The organism is Streptomyces sp. NPDC034085 (genome assembly GCF_055575555.1).
In genome coordinates, this window is the sequence record NZ_JBVISL010000001.1 from 399,510 (window position 1) to 419,590 (window position 20,081).

General features: G+C 71.6%; 15 protein-coding genes. 8 read left to right on the forward strand and 7 right to left on the reverse strand.

The genetic code is table 11. The annotated features are described in order from the left end of the window. Positions 1 to 379: 379 nt before the first annotated feature. On the forward strand, positions 380 to 949 hold the full coding sequence (locus ACZ501_RS01890; protein ID WP_468791742.1) for a hypothetical protein: 570 nt from the start codon (positions 380 to 382) through the stop codon (positions 947 to 949). Positions 950 to 1,367: 418 nt separating this feature from the next. Here ACZ501_RS01890 and ACZ501_RS01895 read toward each other — a convergent pair whose 3' ends face one another. From ACZ501_RS01895 to ACZ501_RS01915, 5 genes are all read right to left on the reverse strand, one after another. Next, positions 1,368 to 2,201, reverse strand: coding sequence for an endo alpha-1,4 polygalactosaminidase (locus ACZ501_RS01895; protein WP_468791745.1), 834 nt, complete (start codon positions 2,199 to 2,201; stop codon positions 1,368 to 1,370). After that, positions 2,198 to 2,851, reverse strand: coding sequence for a spherulation-specific family 4 protein (locus ACZ501_RS01900; RefSeq protein ID WP_468792649.1), 654 nt, complete (start codon positions 2,849 to 2,851; stop codon positions 2,198 to 2,200). Before ACZ501_RS01900 ends, ACZ501_RS01895 begins: the two co-directional genes overlap by 4 nt. Positions 2,852 to 2,914: 63 nt before the next feature. Beyond that, positions 2,915 to 4,498, reverse strand: a complete 1,584-nt coding sequence (locus ACZ501_RS01905; protein WP_468791748.1) for a hypothetical protein — start codon at positions 4,496 to 4,498, stop codon at positions 2,915 to 2,917. Continuing rightward, positions 4,495 to 6,036: a GT4 family glycosyltransferase PelF gene (pelF, locus tag ACZ501_RS01910; protein WP_468791751.1), complete on the reverse strand. Its 1,542-nt coding sequence runs from the start codon at positions 6,034 to 6,036 to the stop codon at positions 4,495 to 4,497. The genes ACZ501_RS01905 and pelF overlap by 4 nt, the downstream gene beginning before the upstream one ends. A 185-nt stretch (positions 6,037 to 6,221) precedes the next feature. Next, a complete protein-coding gene (locus tag ACZ501_RS01915) occupies positions 6,222 to 8,231 on the reverse strand; it encodes a hypothetical protein (RefSeq protein ID WP_468791754.1) in 2,010 nt (669 codons plus the stop codon). Between the two features lie 376 nt (positions 8,232 to 8,607). Here ACZ501_RS01915 and ACZ501_RS01920 point away from each other — a divergent pair, with 376 nt between their 5' ends. The 6 genes from ACZ501_RS01920 to ACZ501_RS01945 all read left to right on the forward strand — a co-directional run bounded on the left by ACZ501_RS01920 (position 8,608) and on the right by ACZ501_RS01945 (position 18,201). Beyond that, positions 8,608 to 10,146 carry a leucyl aminopeptidase gene (locus ACZ501_RS01920; protein ID WP_361599916.1) on the forward strand — a complete coding sequence of 513 codons (1,539 nt, stop codon included), beginning with the start codon at positions 8,608 to 8,610 and terminating at the stop codon, positions 10,144 to 10,146. A 340-nt stretch (positions 10,147 to 10,486) separates the two neighbouring features. Then, positions 10,487 to 11,875 (forward strand): dihydrolipoyl dehydrogenase, encoded by a 1,389-nt coding sequence (gene lpdA, locus ACZ501_RS01925; RefSeq protein ID WP_361599913.1) that lies wholly within the window; start codon positions 10,487 to 10,489, stop codon positions 11,873 to 11,875. A gap of 53 nt (positions 11,876 to 11,928) precedes the next feature. After that, positions 11,929 to 13,800, forward strand: a complete 1,872-nt coding sequence (sucB, locus tag ACZ501_RS01930) for a 2-oxoglutarate dehydrogenase, E2 component, dihydrolipoamide succinyltransferase (RefSeq protein ID WP_468791757.1) — start codon at positions 11,929 to 11,931, stop codon at positions 13,798 to 13,800. A 190-nt stretch (positions 13,801 to 13,990) separates the two neighbouring features. Further along, positions 13,991 to 14,617 (forward strand): GntR family transcriptional regulator, encoded by a 627-nt coding sequence (locus ACZ501_RS01935; RefSeq protein WP_361599949.1) that lies wholly within the window; start codon positions 13,991 to 13,993, stop codon positions 14,615 to 14,617. Between the two features lie 258 nt (positions 14,618 to 14,875). Then, the gene (gene aceE, locus ACZ501_RS01940; RefSeq protein ID WP_468791760.1) at positions 14,876 to 17,560 is read left to right on the forward strand and encodes a pyruvate dehydrogenase (acetyl-transferring), homodimeric type; all 2,685 of its coding nucleotides are present in this window, start codon (positions 14,876 to 14,878) and stop codon (positions 17,558 to 17,560) included. A gap of 119 nt (positions 17,561 to 17,679) precedes the next feature. After that, positions 17,680 to 18,201, forward strand: a complete 522-nt coding sequence (locus tag ACZ501_RS01945; RefSeq protein WP_361599904.1) for a DUF4240 domain-containing protein — start codon at positions 17,680 to 17,682, stop codon at positions 18,199 to 18,201. Here ACZ501_RS01945 and ACZ501_RS01950 read toward each other — a convergent pair. Continuing rightward, a complete protein-coding gene (locus ACZ501_RS01950) occupies positions 18,195 to 18,965 on the reverse strand; it encodes an SDR family NAD(P)-dependent oxidoreductase (protein ID WP_361599901.1) in 771 nt (256 codons plus the stop codon). The genes ACZ501_RS01945 and ACZ501_RS01950 overlap by 7 nt on opposite strands. Positions 18,966 to 19,051: 86 nt before the next feature. On the opposite strand from ACZ501_RS01950, the gene ACZ501_RS01955 reads away from it, so the two are divergent. Beyond that, the gene (locus ACZ501_RS01955) at positions 19,052 to 19,705 is read left to right on the forward strand and encodes a TetR/AcrR family transcriptional regulator (protein ID WP_361599898.1); all 654 of its coding nucleotides are present in this window, start codon (positions 19,052 to 19,054) and stop codon (positions 19,703 to 19,705) included. 44 nt (positions 19,706 to 19,749) lie between these two features. Here ACZ501_RS01955 and ACZ501_RS01960 read toward each other — a convergent pair whose 3' ends face one another. Further along, complete coding sequence (locus tag ACZ501_RS01960) at positions 19,750 to 20,019, reverse strand: hypothetical protein (protein ID WP_361599895.1); 270 nt, start codon at positions 20,017 to 20,019, stop codon at positions 19,750 to 19,752. Positions 20,020 to 20,081 lie beyond the last annotated feature (62 nt).

Genomic DNA, 20,081 nt, shown 5'->3' on the forward strand with positions numbered 1-20,081 from the left:
TTGGGCTGATACCTGCACCACATGTTGACCAGACCCGGTCCGCACGCATGGTCCGCGAACTACGCACCCTGGAGCGGGCCATGGGCCCATGGCACGATGCACCCGTAGCCCGGGACCTCGTCGAGATCCTCGCGCCGGTTGGCAAGGGGAGCCGATGTGGGCGTACCGACGGTCCTGACGCAGTCCCTCCCCCTGGACTGACTGGTCCTGCGCCGAGACGGCTTGACTCAGGATCTCCGCTTGGGTTCGGAATGGACGGAGAAGAGACATCACAAGCTCTACGCTCACACGCGCCGCGTCGCTGGCAGGGCCACTCGGGATCGGTCTGGCACTCGGCCTGCTGGGCCCTCTTTCCGAGAAGTCGGACAATCCCGTCAGCGTGGTCGTGAACGCCATCTTCGCCGGTGGGTGGTCGTGGGCCTGTTATGCGTTCCTGGTGGGCTACCTCCGTCGGTCCAAAATCGAGTCGGCCTTGCTGGCACCTTTCGGGCTGGCCATCGGAGTGACCGCCTACTACCTGTTCAAGGACCTCAGCCCCGCCACCCCGGAGGGGTTCGGCACATCAGGCGGGGGGTCGCTGTCCAAAATCCTGGTGTGGGGAACGCTGGCGTTTGCGTTCGGGGCACCCGTCGGGTTCCTCGGCAACGTGGCGCGCATTCCGGGTGTCGGCGGCCTCTTCTTTCGGCTCCTCATTCCGGTCGTCGCCTTCTATGAGACCTCCATGCGCCTGGACGGGGAGTCTCGCGGGGCGAGTTTGGTTGTCGTGAATACCTGGCACACCATCCGGTTCATCGCTGTTGCTGTCGCGTGTGCTCTGGTCGTGCACGTGATCTGGCGTTGGTTGCACGAGCGTCGCGCGCGTTCTTCGAGGCCCGAAGAGCTTGATACCGCCTGGCAAGCCACCGGTGAGCGCCCCTGGTCGTCAAGCCAAACGGGGACCGGACGCTGAGATGTGAGGAGCGCGTAGCGATCTGACGCGTCTGGGGGCTCCGCGGGGGGCTGTGGTCAGCCTTTCGTGCGGGTGGCCGGGCACCCGGCCCGGGGCTCGGGATTTAGGCCGCCGGATGCCCGGCGGGCCATTGCCCCAACCCCTCGTCTCGTCCCTGAGGGAGCCGCTCCTGCCTGTCCTCCCTGGTGACCGTTCCTTTTGGGGGGTTCCCGGCAGTCTTTCGGCTTTCCGGGGCGGGTCGGGCTGTCAAGGGTTGAGCGCAGCGAAATCGCGAAGCGACGCGAACGAAGTGAGCGCCCTTGACAGGCCGGCACGACACGGAACGACGATGGGACTGCCGGGAAACCCCCAAACCAACTGTGAGACCGCCCAAGGGGCTACCGCTCACCGCCCCCGCCCCCGGCCCCGGCCGCCGGCGTCAGCAGGACTTGCGCCAGGGGCCCAGTTCGAGTTTCTTCTGCAAGGAGCTCAGTTTCAGCCGGCGGGACTGCTTGCAGAAGCGGGACGGCGGGAGGTCGTACTCCGCGTGGAAGACGGCCTTGCCCGCCTTGATGAAGGGGGTCAGCTCCTCGCACTCGTCGTATTCGGCGCACTGCTCGTTGACGGCGAAGTCGAAGTCGCCGACCAGCTCCGGGATCTGGTCGAGGTCGTTCTTGAGTCCGACCGCCATCCCCCGGTCGTGGGCGAGCTTCGCGACGAACCGGTTGAACTTCAGCTGGTCGTCGGCGGTGACCGGGAAGCCGGAGGTGTTGCGGTAGGCGTCCATGTTGTCCGGCTCCACCGCGTCGAAGCCCTTGTCGCGGCACATGTCGAACCGCTTCGCCATCAGCGGTTCCAGTTCGGCCAACCGCCGGATGTCGAGCCAGCGCTCGCCCTCCCAGCCGTTGCCCTTGCCGAGCATCGACTCGGGGAAGTCCCCGGCGTCCGGGCGGAAGTCCTCCCAGGCGCCGGCGGAGATGTAGCAGATGGTCCGGCGGCCGTCCTTCTTCAGTGCGGCGACCTGCTCCTTGGTGGTGTTGAACCCGTCGATGTCGTACACCGGCACGTCCACCGACGTGTCGAGCTCGCCGCTGAGCTGCCACTGCCAGCCCGTGCCCGGGCGGGGCTGCCACCGCTCCCCCGGCGCCTGGGAGGGCCAGGACGGGGCGGGGCCCGGGCTCTCGCCGTCGTCGTCCGGGCCGGCGGTGCAGGCGGTGAGCAGCAGCAGCGCGGCGGCGCAGCCCGCGGCGAGGGCGGTGGTGGAACGCTTCATCCGGCGGCCTCCAGGGCGTTCGGGAGGGTTCCCCACGGGTGCGCTCCGGTGCCGGGGACGGCGCAGTGCACCCCAGCGTGCCGCTGCGCCGCGAGTTCGGCGGCGGGCGCGCCCGGCGGGACCGCGTACACGAGGTGGCAGAAGCGCTGCGCGGGGTGGTCGGCCGTCCACGGCGGCGGCGCCGCGGCCGTGTCGCGGTAGGCGTCCCAGGGGCCCTCGAAGGTGACGAGCAGGTCGGCGATGCGGGCGTACCCGGGGTGCGGGTGGACGCCGTGGTTCAGGACGAGGGTACGGGCGCCCGCCGCGCGGGCCGCGACGGCGAGCCGGCCGTAGTGCCCGAGCAGTTCCCGGCCGGCGGCGGCCTGGTCGAGGAACGCCCCGTCGACGCCGTACCAGTCGCGGTGGCGCAGCAGGTCCTGGACGACGGCGGCGTGCGGGCGCCGCCCGTAGTCGGTGTCGGTGTAGCCGAGGACGGGCACGCCCGCGTCGCGCAGCCGCGCGGAGACGGCGGCGAACCGCTCGTCGGGGGCCCGCCCGGGCCCGCTGTCGGGGTTGAGCACCACCGAGTGCAGCTGCCCGGCGGAGCGGATGAGCCGCTCCCAGGCGTCGGGCCGGTCGGCGGGGTGCTCGTAGAGCGGCACCAGCAGCATGGGGTCCTTCGTCTTCTCGTGCGGGGTCACGGGTCGGGGGGTCGCGGGCGGGCCCGCGGCGGGTCAGCGGTGTGCCGTGGCCCGGCCGAGGAGCAGGCAGACCAGCACGGCCAGGGCGGCCGCGGCGGTGCCGGCGACCGCCAGCTGGACCAGGCGCGGCTGCCCGATCCCGGCCAGCAGGGCCAGGCTCTGCGCGCAGGCGGCCCCGGCGCAGACCACCGCGGCGGGCCGGACGGCGCCGAAGGACTGGAGCAGCAACCCGGTCCACATCACGGCGCCGAGCAGCAGCAGGGTGGCGACGCGCAGTGCGGTCAGGCCGGGCGCGTGCGGCCACAGCAGGGTTCCGGTGACGCCCAGGGCGAGCAGCACCGCCAGGTACACGGCGAGACACCGGGCCAGGGTGACGAGCATCCTGCGCCAGAACGCCCCGGGCGAGCGGGCCGCGCGCAGCCCGGCAAGGCTGCCGCTGCGGAAGCGGTGGAGCAGCCATTCGGCGGGGCCCATGCTGAGGGTGAGCGCCACGGCGGAGGGCGCGGCGACCGCCTCGGCGGGGCCGCCGCTGAGCACCTCCCCCAGGGCGGCGTACAGCACCAGCAGGCCGGTGCCGAGGCCGAAGACCCCGTAGGGCGCGGAGTCGCCGAGGCGGGGCCCGCGCCGGGCGTGGTCCTCCTCGGGGCCGCGCAGCATCCGCCAGCGCACCGGGCCGCCTTCGCCCGGGCGGCGCTCCGCCCAGCGGTGGATCCTGCGCACGCCCGCCCGTACGCCCTCGGCCAGCGGCAGCTCCCGCAGGGCGAGGGTGCACGCCGCCAGCAGGGACACCACGAGCAGGGTGATCCGTACGGGTACGGGCAGGCCGGTGGAGAGCGCGAGGACCGCGCCGGCGGCCATGGGGCCGAGTGCGGCCAGCAGCACCCGTTCACGGCCCAGCACCAGCAGCACGGTGGCGGCGCCGACGTACACGGCCTGCCCGGCGGCGAAGGCGTACGAGAACGGCGGCCCGCCGGGGACGGCGAAGGCGGCGGCCGTGCCGAGCAGCGCCCCGGCGGGGGCTCCGACGAGCAGGGTCCGCCCGGCGGCGGCCCGGTCGCCGAGGCCGAGCCAGGAGTAGGCGCGGTGGGACAGGCTCTGGTCCCAGACCCAGCCGATGAGGGCGCCGGCGAGCAGGGTCAGGGTGCCGGCGGGCAGTCCGAGCCGGTCCGGGGGGCCTTCCAGCAGGGGGGCGCCGAGGACGTAGGCGAGGCCGGGCAGGGCGAAGATCACCCCGCGGAGCAGGCAGGCGGTGAGGGAGACCTTCCAGGGGTCGGGGAGCCGGTCGGGCTCGGGGAAGGAGCGGGGGACGCGGGCGTAGAGCTCCTCGGCGAGGGCGAAGGAGTCCTGGCGGCCGTAGGTGAGGCGGATGTACTCGTCGGTCATCCCGTCGGATTCGAGGATGGCGGCGATCTCGTCGGGGTGGACGGCCGCGGCGACGAACACGCCGAGTCGTTCGGCGAGTTCGTCCATGGGATCGGCGGCCGGGGCCCCGGGCCGGCCGGGGCGGGGCCGGGGCAGGTCGGGCAGGGTGTCGGTGCGGCCGGCGGGTGCCGGGTGGCCGACGTGGACCCAGGAGCCGTCCGGGCCGGGCGGCTTGAGCCAGAGTGATCCGCTCACCACACGCTCCCGTCGGCGGCCAGTTCCTTGTGCCAGGGGTCCTTGGACCAGGGGTCGGCGAGGCGCCCGCTCCAGTCGTCGGTGTGCGGGGGCAGGACCGGCCGGCCGGCCCGCGTCCGGTCGGCGAGTTCGCGGTAGATGTGCCGGAAGCCGTCGACGGACTGGTGGAGGGTGAACTTCTCGACGACCCGTTTGCGGGACATCCGGCCGAGTTCGGCGCGGCGTTCGTCGTCGCGGAGCAGGGCGAGGGTGGCGCGGGCCATGGTCTCGGGCTCGCGGGGCGGGACGACGAGACCGGTGTCGCCGACGGCCTCGCGCACGCCTCCGACGTCGGTGGAGACGGTGGTGCGGCCGCAGGACATGGCCTCGATGATGCTGAAGGGGAAGCCCTCGCTGATGCTGGAGAGCATGACGACGGAGCCCGCCGCGTAGGCCTTGGCGACCTGGTCGATGCGGCCCTCGTACGTGATGCCGTCGCTGACGCCGAGTTCGGCGGCGAGCTTCTCCAGGCGCAGCTTGTAGTCCTCGCAGCCGGCGGGGACCGGGCCGAAGAGGCGCAGGCGCAGGGCGGGGAGCTCCTCGCGCATGAACGCGTAGGCGCGGATGAGGGTTTCGAGGTCCTTGATCGGGTCGATGCGGCCGCACCAGCTGAGGGTGGGCACCTCCGGTTCGGGGCCGGCCTCGGGGAAGACGTGCGGGTCGACGCCGTTGTAGACGGTGCGGATCCGTTCGGAGTCGGCGCCTCCGCGTTCCTCCCAGCGGCGGTTGTACTGGTTGCAGGGGGTGATCAGGTCGGCCTGCCGGTAGCCCTCGGAGTTCAGCTCGCGGTAGAAGCCCAGCATCAGGGCCTTGACGGGCCAGCGCTGGGCGGCGCTGCGGTAGCCGAGGTAGCGCTCGCGCAGGTAGATGCCGTGCTCGGTGAGGAGGAAGGGCACCCCGTCCAGGTGTTTGGCGGCGAGGGCGGGGAGGGTGGCGAGGCCGCTGCTGACGGCGTGGGCGACGCTGTCGGGCGGGATGCGTACGGACAGCGGCCGCAGGGCGTGTTCCAGCAGGTCGGTGGCGGTGAGCGCGTCGTGGATGGTGGGCCGGGCCGCGGCGGTGACGAGGCCGGGGCGGGTCCATACGGCCATCAGCAGGCGCAGGACCGACTCGGAGCGCAGCGCCGGGGCGAGCCGGCCGGCGCGGGCGAGGCGGGCGAGTTCGCCCAGCGCCTCGGAGAAGCCGCCGTGCGTGGGATCGATCAGGGAGAGCAGGAAGGCTTCGTAGGTGTCGGTGAAGCGGCGGCGGGCCCTGCCCCGCAGGGCCGACCGGCGGGTCCGGTGGGGCGGCGGGCCCCAGAGCGGGACGGCGGTGTGCCGGTAGACGTTGCGCGGCAGCTCCCAGGTGACCGGCTCGCGTCCGGAGCCGGTCAGGGCTATGACGTTGAAGTCGACCTCCGGCATGCCGCGTACCAACTGGTCGCACCAGGTGCTGACGCCCCCGTGGACGTGCGGGTAGGTGCCTTCGGTGAGCATGGTGACGTGGCGCCCATGGCTCATGCGGTGTGTCCCCCCAGGACTCTCTTCTTTTGGGGCTCGTTCGCCTCCGGGGGCGCTTCAGCCGGCTCCAGGAGGGCGTGCGTCCTCGGAAACCGTTCGTGCCTCACGGTTTCCTCCGGGCGCTCGCCCTCCTTCGCCGACGCGCCCCCTTCGGCTCACTCACCCGTGCATGCGGTGCGGTGCGGTCAGAGGAGCTTGAGCGTGACCGCGGACTGGAGCAGCTCGGGAGCCGTCCAGGCGGAGCGGGTGCCGGCGTAGGCGGTGCCGAAGTCGGTGGTGCCGAGCAGCATCTGCTTCTTCGTCCCGTTGGGTGCGGTGACCGGGGCGACGACTCCGGAGGGCGCCTTGACGACGACGTCCTTGCCGATCCTGTAGGCGGTCACCTTGCCCGCGGCGAGCGCCTTGTCCCAGGCGGCGCGGCGCTGGAGCTCGACGCCGGTGTCCTTCATGCTCTGGTTGACGATCGGCGCGCTGGGCGCGTAGAGGGAGCGGTAGGTGTCGAGGACCTGGTTGAGCACCGGGTAGAGGGTGCGGTCCTCGGCGAGGTTGGACTGGTGGACGTAGTGCGGGCGCGGGTCGTTGGCCAGCACGTGGCGCAGGGCGGTCCGCGCTTCGGCCGGGACGATGTGGTCGAGGTAGCCGGTGGCGGTGTCCAGCGGGGCCGGCAGGCAGGTGGAGGTCGCCGGGTTGTCCTCGCAGATGCCGCTGCCGCCGTCGGCGCGGCTGGTGTAGATCCAGTTGTACTCGTCGGCCATCTCCGCGTTGGTGCCCGTGTTGTAGTACACGTTCATCGGGTAGCGGGGGACGGTCAGGGCGGCGCCGACCGCCCGCTGGTCGGGCTCGCGGGAGTTGTCGCTGCCGGCCCACTTGACGCCGTTGTCGGCGAGGGCGCCGGCCAGGTTGGGGTTGTCCTGGGGCTGTTGCGGGAGGGTCTTGAGGCCGGAGTGCTCGCCGGTGACGAGCTCGGTGCGGTCGGTGGTGATGCCCTTGGAGAGCGCCCAGTTGTTGTTGTCGCGGATCTGCGCGGAGATCTCGGCGCGGCTCATCCAGTTGACGGCGCCCTGGGCGTTCTTGGTGCAGGTCCAGGGGTTGGTGCTGGTGTCCTGGACGCAGCCGAGGAAGGGGTGGGAGTAGGTGTGGTTCATCCAGCGGTACTTGGCGCGGTCGGCGACGAGCTGGGCGGTCAGCGCGTCGGTGCCGCCGTTCTCGGCCTTCCACTCCTCGCCGGCGCCCGCGTTGAAGAGCATGTCCAGCTTGAAGTTCTTGGACGTCTGCCACTGCGCCGCGTACTGGGCGTCGGCGGCGGTCATCCGGATGGTGCTCTCCTTGCCCTCGCCGCCCGCGCAGGCGTAGTCGCCGGGCGTGCAGTCGAGCTCCTTGCTCCAGCGGGCGTCCGGCGCGAAGACGTCGTCCACGTGGACCGCGAAGTAGCTGCGCTCCTGCCCGAGGTGGACGCCCTGGGTCAGCCACTCGACGATCCCTCGGGCCAGCAGCCGGAACTGCTGCTGGTACTGGTTGTACCCGAAGGTGACGACGAGCTCGCTGCGCCCGTCGTGGGCGTACTCGCCGACGAGCGAGGCCCGTCCGCCGGTGACGGGGGCGTCCAGGTAGCTGGTGTAGCCGGTGCGCGGCTTGCCCATGAACCCGAAGCTCTCCGGAACCACGGCGGAGTTGTCCTCGAAGGTGACCTGACCGCCGAGGTAGCCGAAGGGGCCGGCCTTGCCGGCCGCGGTGACGGCGGCCTGGGTGCCGTCGAGCTGGCCGCTGTAGCCGCCGTTGTCCGTGTACTCGAGCCCGACTCCCGGGTGGGCCCAGGTGTAGGCGTCGACCTGGCGGATCCCGTACGCCGTCTCGTACGCGGTGAGCGCCGCCATCTCGGCGGAGCCCTCGCCGAAGGGGTTCTCGTTGGGGAGGACGACCCCCTGGTACTTGGCCCGGGGCCGGCCGTCGACGGTGTCGGCGAGGAACGCCGCGTCGATGACGGGGCGGCCGGCACTGGCCAGATCGACCCGGGTGTAGGGGACCCCGGTGTCCTTGAGCTGGGCGGTGATCGCCCCGACCGAGCTGCCGCCGTCGTCCACGACCAGCACCTTCAGGTCGACGCGCGGTGTCACGACCGCCGCGTGGGCGGTCGCGGCGGGTACTGCCACGGACATCAGGGCTGCTGCGGCCATCGCGGCGGCGACCCTGTTCATCCGGTTCCTGTTGACCATTTCGGCCTTTCCCCCCGCAGGCATCCCTCGACAGCGGCCCTTGGCGGACGGCCGGGCCGGGGAGGCGCTGTGGAAATTCATGCAAAAGGACCCCACGTCCCCTTGCGAGAGTGACCCGAGTCTCTCGGACCTCGTCCGGTCTAAGGGGCAAACCTGGAGCAGAGTCCACAGATGGGTGAACCTGGCCGCGCATTGATCGAACAGCTTGACAAACCTTCGAGTGACGTCCGGACGAGTACGTGCGCGTAGGCTCATTTCCGGCGGCCGCCGGGCCCTAATACGATCGCTGCGGAGCGGCCGGTGACCCCGACGCGACCCAAGCGCCCACTAACACAAACGGAAGCGAGACTTCACCACCGTGACTGCTCTGACTCTCAGCACTGCCGGCGCTGCGACGCTGCGCGCCGACGCCCTCGTGGTCGGCGTGGCGAAGGGCCCGAAGGGCCTCGTCGTGGCCGCCGGCGCCGAGGCCGTGGACAAGGCGTTCGACGGAAAGCTCGCCGCCGTGCTCGACTCGCTCGGCGCCACGGGCGCCGAGGGCGAGACCACCAAGCTGCCCGCCCCGGCCGGCCTCAAGGCCCCGGTCGTGCTGGTGGTCGGCCTGGGAGCGGCCCCGGAGCAGGACGAGTCCTTCGACGAGGAGGCCCTGCGCCGCGCCGCCGGCTCCGCCGCCCGCGCCCTGCACGGCTCCAAGAAGGCCGCCTTCGCCCTCCCCGTGGACGACGCCTCCGCCGTCACCGCCGTCGCCGAGGGCGCCCTGCTGGGCGCGTACGCCTTCACCGCGTACCAGGGCGGCGAGAAGAAGAACGGCAAGGGCGACAAGCAGGGCGGCCCCAAGCAGCCGCTGGCCGACGTGGTCCTGCTCGGTGCCAAGCCGCGCGACAAGGAGCACAAGGCCGCCGCCGAGCGCGCCGTCGTCGTCGCCACCGAGGTCAACGTCGCCCGCGACCTGATCAACACCCCGCCGAACGACCTCACCCCCGAGGCCTTCGCCGCCGTCGCCTCCGCGACCGCCAAGGAGAACGGCGTCAAGGTCCAGATCCTCGACGAGAAGGCGCTGGTCAAGGGCGGCTACGGCGGCATCATGGGCGTCGGCAAGGGCTCCGAGAACCCGCCGCGCCTGGTGAGGCTCTCCTACACCCACGCCGAGGCGGAGAAGACGCTCGCCTTCGTCGGCAAGGGCATCACCTACGACTCGGGCGGCATCTCCCTGAAGCCGGCCGGCCACAACGAGACGATGAAGTGCGACATGTCCGGCGCCGCCGCCGTCTTCGCCGCCGTCATCGCCGCCGCCAAGCTGGGCCTGAAGGTCAACGTCACCGGCTGGCTCGCGCTCGCCGAGAACATGCCCTCCGGCTCCGCCACCAAGCCCGGCGACGTGCTGCGCATGTACAGCGGCAAGACCGTCGAGGTGCTGAACACGGATGCCGAGGGCCGCCTGGTCCTGGGCGACGCCCTGACCAAGGCCTCCGAGGAGAACCCGGACGCGATCGTCGACGTCGCCACCCTGACCGGTGCGATGGTGCTGGCGCTCGGCGACCGGACCTTCGGGATCATGGCCAACGACGACGCCTTCCGCACCTCGATCCACGAGATCGCGGAGGAGGTCGGCGAGTCCTCCTGGCCGATGCCGCTCCCCGAGGAGCTGCGCAAGACCATGGACTCCCCCACCGCCGACATCGCCAACATGGGCGTGCGGATGGGCGGCGGCCTGGTGGCCGGCCTCTTCCTCCAGGAGTTCGTCGGCGAGGGCATCACCTGGGCGCACCTGGACATCGCGGGCCCCGCCTTCCACGAGGGCGCCCCGTACGGCTACACCCCCAAGGGCGGCACCGGCTCCGCCGTGCGCACCCTGGTGCGGCTGGCCGAGCGCACCGCCACCGGCGACCTCGGCTGACGTACCGCTCGCCTCGCACCGGCGCCGCACGTACCACTCCGTGAGACGCCCTCTGTGACGCACGCCGCGCCCCGGGACCCCGGACAGGGTCCCGGGGCGCGTTCGCCCTGGAAGAAACCTCGGGAATCAGTAGGTTTCTACGCACGGGTAACCCGGATCTCGGGCAGAACGACGGTGCACAGCCGGGGCCCGGCGTCCCGCGTTCCCCCGACAAATGCGAAGATGGGTTCTCGGCAGGACAGGGCCCCCACCACAGGGCCGAAGAAACAAGCGGCCGATTACCAGCCGCCGCCCGGTCACAGAGGACCGGTGCCCGGCGCACATGCATGGAGGACGTGACGTGGCGAACGACGCCAGCACCGTTTTCGACCTAGTGATCCTCGGCGGTGGCAGTGGCGGTTACGCCGCGGCGCTGCGCGCATCCCAGCTGGGTCTCGACGTTGCGCTGATCGAGAAGAACAAGCTCGGCGGCACCTGCCTGCACAACGGCTGCATCCCCACAAAGGCTCTGCTGCACGCCGGTGAGATCGCCGACCAGGCGCGCGAAGCCGGACAGTTCGGCATCAAGGCCTCTTTCGAGGGCGTGGACATCGCCGGTGTGCACAAGTACAAGGACGATGTCATCTCCGGCCTGTACAAGGGCCTGCAGGGGCTGGTCGCCTCCCGCAAGGTGACCTACATCGAGGGTGAGGGACGCCTCTCCTCGCCGACCTCCGTCGACGTGAACGGCCAGCGGGTCCAGGGCCGCCACGTGCTGCTGGCGACCGGCTCCGTGCCGAAGTCGCTGCCGGGCCTGGACATCGACGGCAACCGCATCATCTCCTCGGACCACGCGCTGGTCCTGGACCGCGTGCCGCAGTCCGCGATCATCCTGGGCGGCGGCGTCATCGGCGTCGAGTTCGCCTCGGCGTGGAAGTCCTTCGGCACCGACGTGACTGTCATCGAGGGCCTCAAGCACCTCGTCCCGGTCGAGGACGAGAACAGCTCGAAGATCCTCGAGCGCGCCTTCCGCAAGCGCGGTATCAAGTTCAACCTCGGCACCTTCTTCGACAAGGCCGAGTACACCGAGAACGGCGTCCGCGTGACGCTGGCCGACGGCAAGACCTTCGAGGCCGAGGTGCTGCTGGTCGCCATCGGCCGCGGTCCGGTCTCCCAGGGCCTGGGCTACGAGGAGCAGGGCGTCGCGATGGACCGCGGCTACGTCCTGGTCGACGAGTACATGCAGACCAACGTGCCGACCATCTCGGCCGTGGGCGACCTCGTCCCCACCCTCCAGCTCGCGCACGTCGGCTTCGCCGAGGGCATCCTGGTCGCGGAGCGTCTGGCCGGTCTGAAGACCGTTCCGATCGACTACGACGGTGTCCCGCGCGTCACGTACTGCCACCCCGAGGTCGCCTCCGTCGGTATCACCGAGGCCAAGGCCAAGGAGATCTACGGTGCGGACAAGGTCATCGCCGCGAAGTTCAACCTCGCGGGCAACGGCAAGAGCAAGATCCTGAAGACCGCGGGCGAGATCAAGCTCGTCCAGGTCAAGGACGGTGCCGTGGTCGGTATCCACATGGTCGGTGACCGCATGGGCGAGCAGGTGGGCGAAGCCCAGCTGATCTACAACTGGGAAGCCCTGCCGGCCGAGGTCGCGCAGCTCATCCACGCGCACCCGACCCAGAACGAAGCCCTCGGCGAGGCCCACCTGGCTCTGGCCGGCAAGCCGCTGCACAACCACGACTGATCGTCACGGGCGCGACGACCACTTCCGCACTTCCGTTAGGAGCAACTGAAACCATGTCGGTTTCCGTAACCCTTCCGGCGCTCGGCGAGAGCGTCACCGAGGGAACTGTCACCCGTTGGCTGAAGGCCGAGGGCGAGCGCGTCGAGGCCGACGAGCCGCTGCTCGAGGTCTCGACCGACAAGGTCGACACCGAGATCCCCTCGCCCGTCTCCGGCATCCTGGCCTCCATCAAGGTCGCCGAGGACGAGACCGTCGAGGTCGGCGCCGAGCTGGCCGTGATCGACGACGGCTCCGGCGCTCCGGCCGAGGCCGCCGCCCCGGCCGCCGAGCCCGCTGCCGCCCCGGCGGCCGAGCCCGCTGCCGCCGAGGCCCCGGCCGCCCCCGCACCGGCCGAGACCCCGGCTGCCCCGGCCGCCGCCCCGGCGGGCGCCGCCTCCGGCACGGACGTCGTGCTGCCCGCGCTGGGCGAGTCCGTCACCGAGGGCACCGTCACCCGCTGGCTGAAGGAGGTCGGCGAGTCCGTCGAGGCCGACGAGCCGCTGCTCGAGGTCTCCACGGACAAGGTCGACACCGAGATCCCCGCGCCGGTCTCCGGCACCCTGCTGGAGATCCTGGTCGGCGAGGACGAGACCGCCGAGGTCGGCGCCCGTCTGGCCGTCATCGGCGTCGCGGGCGCGGCTCCGGCCGCGGCCCCTGCTGCCGCCGCTCCGGCTCCGGCTGCCCCGGCTCCGGCTGCCGCCGCCCCGGCCCCGGCTGCCCCGGCTCCGGCCGCCGCCGCCCCGGCTCCGGCTGCCCCGGCTCCGGCCGCCGCCGCCCCGGCTCCGGTCGTGGCCGCCCCGGCCGCTGCCGCTCCGGCTCCGGCTGCTCCGGCTCCGGCGGCCCCCGTGGCCGCTCCGGCTCCGGCCGCCGCTCCGGCTCCGGCCGCTCCGGCCGCCGCTCCGGCTCCCGTCGCCGCCGCTCCCTCTCCCGCCGCCGTCTCCGGCGACGAGGGCGCGTACGTGACCCCGCTGGTGCGCAAGCTCGCCTCGGAGTCCGGCGTCGACCTGTCCGCGGTCACCGGCACCGGCGTCGGCGGCCGTATCCGCAAGCAGGACGTCCTGGCCGCCGCCGAGGCCGCCAAGGCCGCCGCTGCCGCCCCGGCTCCCGCCGCCGCTGCCGCCCCGGCCGCCGCCGCCGCCGCCAAGGCTCCGGCCGCGGTGTCGGAGCTGCGCGGCCAGACGGTCAAGATGACCCGCATGCGCAAGGTCATCGGCGACAACATGATGAAGGCCCTGCACTCGCAGGCGCAGCTCAGCTCCGTGGTCGAGGTGGACATCACCAAGATCATGAAGCTGCGCGAGAAGGCCAAGGCCGGCTTCCTCGCCCGCGAGGGCGTCAAGCTGTCCCCGATGCCGTTCTTCGTCAAGGCCGCCGCCCAGGCGCTGAAGGCCCACGCGGTCGTCAACGCCCGGATCAACGACGACGAGGGCACCATCACCTACTTCGACTCGGAGAACATCGGCATCGCCGTGGACTCCGAGAAGGGCCTGATGACCCCGGTCATCAAGGGTGCCGGTGACCTCAACCTGGCGGGCATCTCCAAGGCGACCGCCGACCTGGCCGCCAAGGTCCGCGGCAACAAGATCACCCCGGACGAGCTGTCCGGCGCGACCTTCACCATCAGCAACACCGGCTCGCGCGGCGCGCTGTTCGACACGGTGATCGTGCCGCCGAACCAGGTCGCCATCCTGGGCATCGGTGCCACGGTCAAGCGCCCGGTGGTCATCGAGACCGCCGAGGGCACGAACATCGGCATCCGCGACATGACGTACCTGACCCTGTCCTACGACCACCGCCTGGTGGACGGCGCGGACGCGGCCCGGTACCTCGGCGCGGTCAAGGCGATCCTCGAGGCCGGCGAGTTCGAGGTCGAGCTCGGCCTGTAAGGCCCCGCGCGCAGCCCCGGCTGCCGCCTGCGGCGCCCCCGTCCGGATCCGTCCGGGCGGGGGCGCCGTCGTTGTAACGAGCCTCACCCTGGGTCCCTGACTCGGAACCCATCGCAGCAGGCCACGACCGCCGTATTGTTACGCATCAGGCCCCCGCGTGCCCGCCCCCACAGGAGTTGAAGCGCCGATGATCACCCCACCCGTCGTGCACTCGCTGCGCGAGCAGATCCGCGAGCACATCGTGGAGGGGATCGTCAGCGGGCGCTGGAAGCCCGGCGAGCGGATCGTGGAGCGCCGGATCGCCGTCGAGCTGGAGGTCAGTCAGACGCCCGTGCGCGAGGCGCTGCGCGAGCTGGAGACGCTGCGGCTGATCGAGTCGGCCCCGAACAAGGGCGTGCGCGTCCGGAACCTCTCGGCGGCCGACCTGGAGGAGATCTACCCCGTCCGGGCCGGCCTGGAGCAGATCGCGGCCGAGCTGGCCGCCCCGCGGCTGGCGGCCGACTGCTCGGCCCTGGAACCGCACGTGGCGGCCCTGTGGGAGGCCGACCGCGTCCAGGACGGCACGGCGCAGGTGCGGCACACGGTGGGCTTCCACCGGGAGCTGGTGCGGGCCGCGGGCAACAGCGTGCTGCTGCACACCTGGGAGAGCCTGGGCATCGAGGTGTTCACCGCCCTGTCCATCCGGTGGCTGGGCACGGTCCAGAAGTCCTACGCGGAGGAGCACGAGGCCCTGGTCGCGGCGTTCCGCAGCCAGGACCCCGATATCGGGGTGCTGGTGAAGCGGCACGTCCTGGGCTGCGCCCCGCGTAGTGTCTGACCTGCGGTTTTGAGCGATCCTCCAGGGGATCGCCAAGGTATTGGCGTGTACTGATGAAGCAGGCACCGGGTGCCTGCGTTCATGGCACCGGGTGCCGACTTTCGCCCTGGCGTCGAATATTCGTCACTTTTATTTGATCGATCATCGATCAGCGATTTACAGTCACTGCGGACCCCACCCGGGTCCAATGACCCTGTCCTGCCCGTCAGGGTTCTCTTCACCACCTCCTCTCCTTTGTCCGGAAGGCGGCGCACACCGATGTCCGACCCCGTAGGAAAGCTTCCGAGCGAGCTCGACCAGCTCCCGGACCGCGACACCGAAGAGACCGCCGAATGGGCGGCCTCCCTCGACGCCGTCGCCAAGGCCGCCGGTACGCGCCGCGCCGAATACCTGCTCCGCCGCACCCTCCAGCACGCCGAGGCCGCCGGCCTCGCCCTGCCGAAGCTGCTGGAGACGGACTACGTCAACACCATCCCCACCTCCGCCGAGCCGGCCTTCCCCGGTGACGAGGAGATGGAAGCGAAGATCACCGCCTGGAACCGCTGGAACGCGGCCGCCATGGTGACCCGCGGCTCCAAGTTCGGCGTCGGCGGCCACATCGCCACCTTCGCCTCCGCCGCGTGGCTGTACGAGACCGGCTTCCAGCACTTCTTCCGCGGGAAGGAGGCCGACGGATCGGGCGACCAGCTCTACATCCAGGGCCACGCCTCCCCCGGCATCTACGCCCGCGCCTTCCTCGACGGCCGGATCTCCGAGCAGCAGCTCGACAACTTCCGCCAGGAGTCCGGCGGCAACGGCCTGCCGTCCTACCCGCACCCGCGGCGCCTGCCGTGGCTGTGGGAGTTCCCGACCGTCTCCATGGGCCTCGGCCCGCTCTCCGCGATCTACCAGGCGCGCTTCAACCGCTACCTGCAGAACCGCAGCATCAAGGACACGGCCAACTCGCACGTCTGGGCCTTCCTCGGCGACGGCGAGATGGACGAGCCCGAGTCGACCGCCGCCCTGGCCCTGGCCTCCCGCGAGCAGCTCGACAACCTGACCTTCGTCATCAACTGCAACCTGCAGCGCCTCGACGGCCCGGTCCGCGCGAACTTCCGCGTGGTCCAGGAGCTGGAAGCGCAGTTCCGCGGCGCCGGCTGGAACGTCATCAAGACCCTGTGGGGCTCCGCCTGGGACGAGCTGTTCCAGCTCGACACCACGGGCGCCCTGGTACGCCGCCTGCGCGAGGTACCGGACGCGCAGTTCCAGACGTACGCGACCCGCGACGTGGCCTACATCCGCCAGCACTTCTTCGGCGTCAACGCCGAGCTGGTGCAGCTGGCCGGCGTGCTCTCCGACGCGAAGATCGCCGAGTGCTTCCACACCTCCCGCGGCGGCCACGAGCCCCGCAAGGTCTACGCCGCGTACAAGGCCGCCCTGGAGCACAAGGGCGCGCCGACGGTCATCCTCGCGCAGACCGTCAAGGGCTACACGCTGGGTGCCGGGTTCGAGTCGAAGAACGCGAACCACCAGATGAAGAAGCTGACGATCGACGAGTTCAAGGACATGCGCGACCTCCTCGGCCTCCCGATCCCGGACAGCGCCTTCGCCGACGGCCAGGTCCCGTACGGCCACCCGGGCGCGGACAGCCCCGAGGTGCAGTACCTGAACGAGCGCCGCGCGGCCCTCGGCGGCCCCGCCCCCGCCCGCAAGGTCCACCACGTGGCCCTGCCCGCCCCCGCGGACCGTTCCTTCGCCCCGCTGCTCAAGGGCTCCGGCAAGCAGGAGATGGCCACCACCATGGCCTTCGTCCGCCTCGTCAAGGACCTGATGCGGGACAAGGAGACCGGCAAGCGCTGGGTGCCGATCGTCCCCGACGAGGCCCGCACCTTCGGCATGGAGTCCCTCTTCCCGTCGGCCGGCATCTACTCGCCGCTGGGGCAGACGTACGAGCCGGTCGACCGCGACCAGCTCATGTACTACAAGGAAGCCAAGGACGGCCAGATCCTCAACGAGGGGATCACCGAGGCCGGCGCCATGGCCGACTTCATCGCCGCCTGCACGTCGTACGCGACGCACGGCGAGCCGATGATCCCGTTCTACATCTTCTACTCGATGTTCGGCTGGCAGCGCACCGCCGACCAGATGTGGCAGCTCGCCGACCAGCTCGGCAAGGGCTTCATCGTCGGCGCCACCGCCGGCCGCACCACCCTGACCGGTGAGGGCCTCCAGCACGCGGACGGCCACTCGCACCTGATCGCGTCCACGAACCCGGCGTCGCTCAACTACGACCCGGCCTTCGCGTACGAGATCGCGGTGATCGTCAAGGACGGCCTGCGCCGGATGTACGGCGAGAAGCCGGAAGACGTCTTCTACTACCTCACGGTCTACAACGAGCCGAAGCCGCAGCCCGCGATGCCCGAGGGCGTCGAGGAAGGCATCCTCAAGGGCCTGTACCGCTTCAACACGGCGGCGGACCTGGCGGAGGCGGCCCCGGCCGCCGACGCCCCGAAGATCCAGCTGATGGCCTCCGGCACGGCGATCCACTGGATCCTGGAGGCGCAGCAGCTGCTCGCCGCCGACTGGAACGTGGCCGCCGACGTCTGGTCCGCCACGTCCTGGGGCGAGCTGCGCCGGGACGCGCTGGAGTGCGACGAGGCGCTGCTGCGCGGCGAGGTGCGCACCCCGTACGTCACGCGTGCGCTGGAGGGCGTCACCAGCCCGGTGCTGGCCGTCTCCGACTGGATGCGCCAGGTCCCGGACCAGATCAGCCAGTGGGTCGAGCAGGACTACACCTCGCTGGGCACCGACGGCTTCGGCCTCTCCGACACCCGCGAGGGCGCCCGCCGCCACTTCGGTGTCGACGCGCAGTCGATCGTGGTGGCCGCGCTGGCCCAGCTCGCCCGCCGCGGCGAGGTCCCGGCGTCCGCCGTCAAGGAGGCCCGGGAGCGCTACGGCCTCTGAGCCGTACGCGACCGACCGAACCCGCCGAAGGCCGGTGCCCACCCCCCAAAGGGGTCGGACACCGGCCTTTGGCCGTATGAGCGGTGGCGGCGCGGGGGGCGACCCGTGATGCTGGAGCGGTGATGGACGAGACGGAGTTCTGGGAGATCGTCGACCGTACCCGCGAGGCCGCCGAGGGCGACCCCGAGGAGCACGCCGAGCTGCTCGTGGAGCGGCTGGCGCAGCTCGACCCCGACTCCGTGCTGGACTTCGCGCGGCACTTCGAGTCCCGGTACAACCGGGCGTACACCTGGGACCTGTGGGGCGCCGCGTGGGTGCTGCTCGACGGCGCGAGCGACGACGCGTTCGACTACTTCCGGTGCTGGCTGATCGGGCAGGGCCGGGAGGTCTTCGAGGGCGGGGTCCACGACCCGGACCAGCTGGCGGAGCTGCTGGGGGAGTTCGACGAGGAGATCGACGGGGACGGCGAGGAGCTGGGGTATGCGGCCGACGAGGCGTACGAGCAGCTGACCGGGGCGGTGGCCCCGGATCTGGGCGTCCCGTTGCAGGCGGAGGAGCCGGAGGGCACCCCGCTGGACTTCGAGAACGAAGCCGTGCTGGCGGAGCGCTTCCCCCGGCTCTGGGAGCGGTTCCGTCAGTAGTGCGTGCCGCCGTCGATGCGGATCTCGGTGCCGGTGATGAAGGCGCCGTCCTCGGAGCCCAGCATGGCGACGACTCCGGCCACGGTCTGCGGGCCGGCGAACCCCTGGCCGAGGGCAGGGGCGAGCTTGGCGAACAGGCTCCAGTCGGTGTCCTCGGGCAGGCCGGGGCCGGTGCCGGTGGTCATGCCGCTCTCGATGGAGCCGGGGGCGACGGCCACGAAGCGCAGGCCCTGCTTGCTGTACTCGGCGGCCAGCGCGTGGGTCATGGACTGGATGCCGCCCTTGCTGGCCGCGTAGGCGGACATGTAGGGGTGCGCGAAGCTCGCCGAGGTGGAGCTGAAGTTGACGACGACGGGCTGCTCGCCGGCCAGCAGCGCGGGGAGCGACTCGCGGATCATCAGGAAGGTGCCGGTCAGGTTGACCGCGATGACCTGGTTCCACAGGTCGAGCGTGGTCCGGTGGGTGTGCCCGGAGCGCAGGATGCCCGCGGCGTTGACCAGCACGTCGATGCCGGTGAGGGCGTCGACGGCGGCGGCCACTCCCGCCTTGACCGCTGCCTCGTCGGATATGTCCAGGGCGGCGGTGGTCAGGCGGGCGCCATGGCCGTCGGCGGCGGCCTGCTCGGCCGTGGCCTTCAGGCCGGCCTCGTTCACGTCGACGGCGTGGACGCGGCCGCCCTCGGAGAGAATGCGGTGGGCCGTGGCCCGGCCGATGCCCGAGCCGGCACCGGTGATGAGGACGCGACGTCCTTCGTAACGGTTCATGGGGGGAGCGTACCGACTACGTGACACGTTTTGCCAGGCTGGCACCAATTGCAATCGTCAGCGAGCCCTGGCGGTAGGCTTCCCCCGTGAGATCACCTCGCCCGTACTCCCCGCAGAGCGGCCCCGGAACCCAGTCGCTGACCGAGCGCCGCAAGGCCGCCACCCAGCTGGACATCGCCCGCGCCGCCTGCGAGCTCTTCGCCGCGCACGGACCCGACGGCACCACCGCCGAGGACATCGCCCACCGCGCGGGGGTCGCACTGCGCACGTTCTACCGCTACTTCCGCAACAAGCAGGAGGCAGTGGCCCCGCTGCTCGCGGGCGGCGGCGACGCCTGGCGCGCCCTGCTCGCCGAGGAGCACCCCGGCACGCCGCTCGCGGAGGCCCTGGAGCGCGCGGTGACCCGCTCCCTCAGCGACTCCAAGGCCGTCGAGGAGGGGCTGGAGGTCACCCGCGGCCTGCTGCGCGCGGCCGCCTCGGACGAGGCCCTGCGGGCCGTCTGGTACCGGGTGAACCAGGACTCCGAGGAGCGGCTGGTCCCGGTGGTGGCCCGGCTGGCCGGCCCGGAGGCGGACCCCATGTCGGTACGCCTGCTCGCCGCGGCCGCCACGGACGCGATCCGCGTCTCTCTGGAGCTGTGGTCCGCCGGCGAGGGCCCGGTCTCGGGTCCCGGCTCCCCCGCGGACCTCGCCGTCCGCGCCCTGCGCGAGCTCACCGGCGCGATGCCCCTGCTCCGCTGAGACGCGGGGCAGGGGCACCGGTGGAGGGCCTGAGGTGCGGCGGGTCAGCGCCAACCGCCCCAGTCGCCGTGGTCGTGCCAGCCGGCGTTGTCCCAGTTGCCCCAGTCGCTGTCGTTCCAGCCGTGGTCGTGGTCGTGCCAACGACCGTTCCCACCGCAGTCGTCGTCGTGGTTCCAGTTGCTGGAGTGCCGGTGGTCCGAGCGCGAGTCCCAGCCGCCGCCGCCATCGTGGGCGGAGGCGTTGGCGACCGGCAGCAGACCCAGCGTGAGCCCCGCGGCTCCGGCGACAACAGCTCCAACGATCCTACGGCGCATTTCCATGCACCTCCGAACATGTCTGGCTTATCGGGCATTTACTTCCCTATCAACCGTTGCGC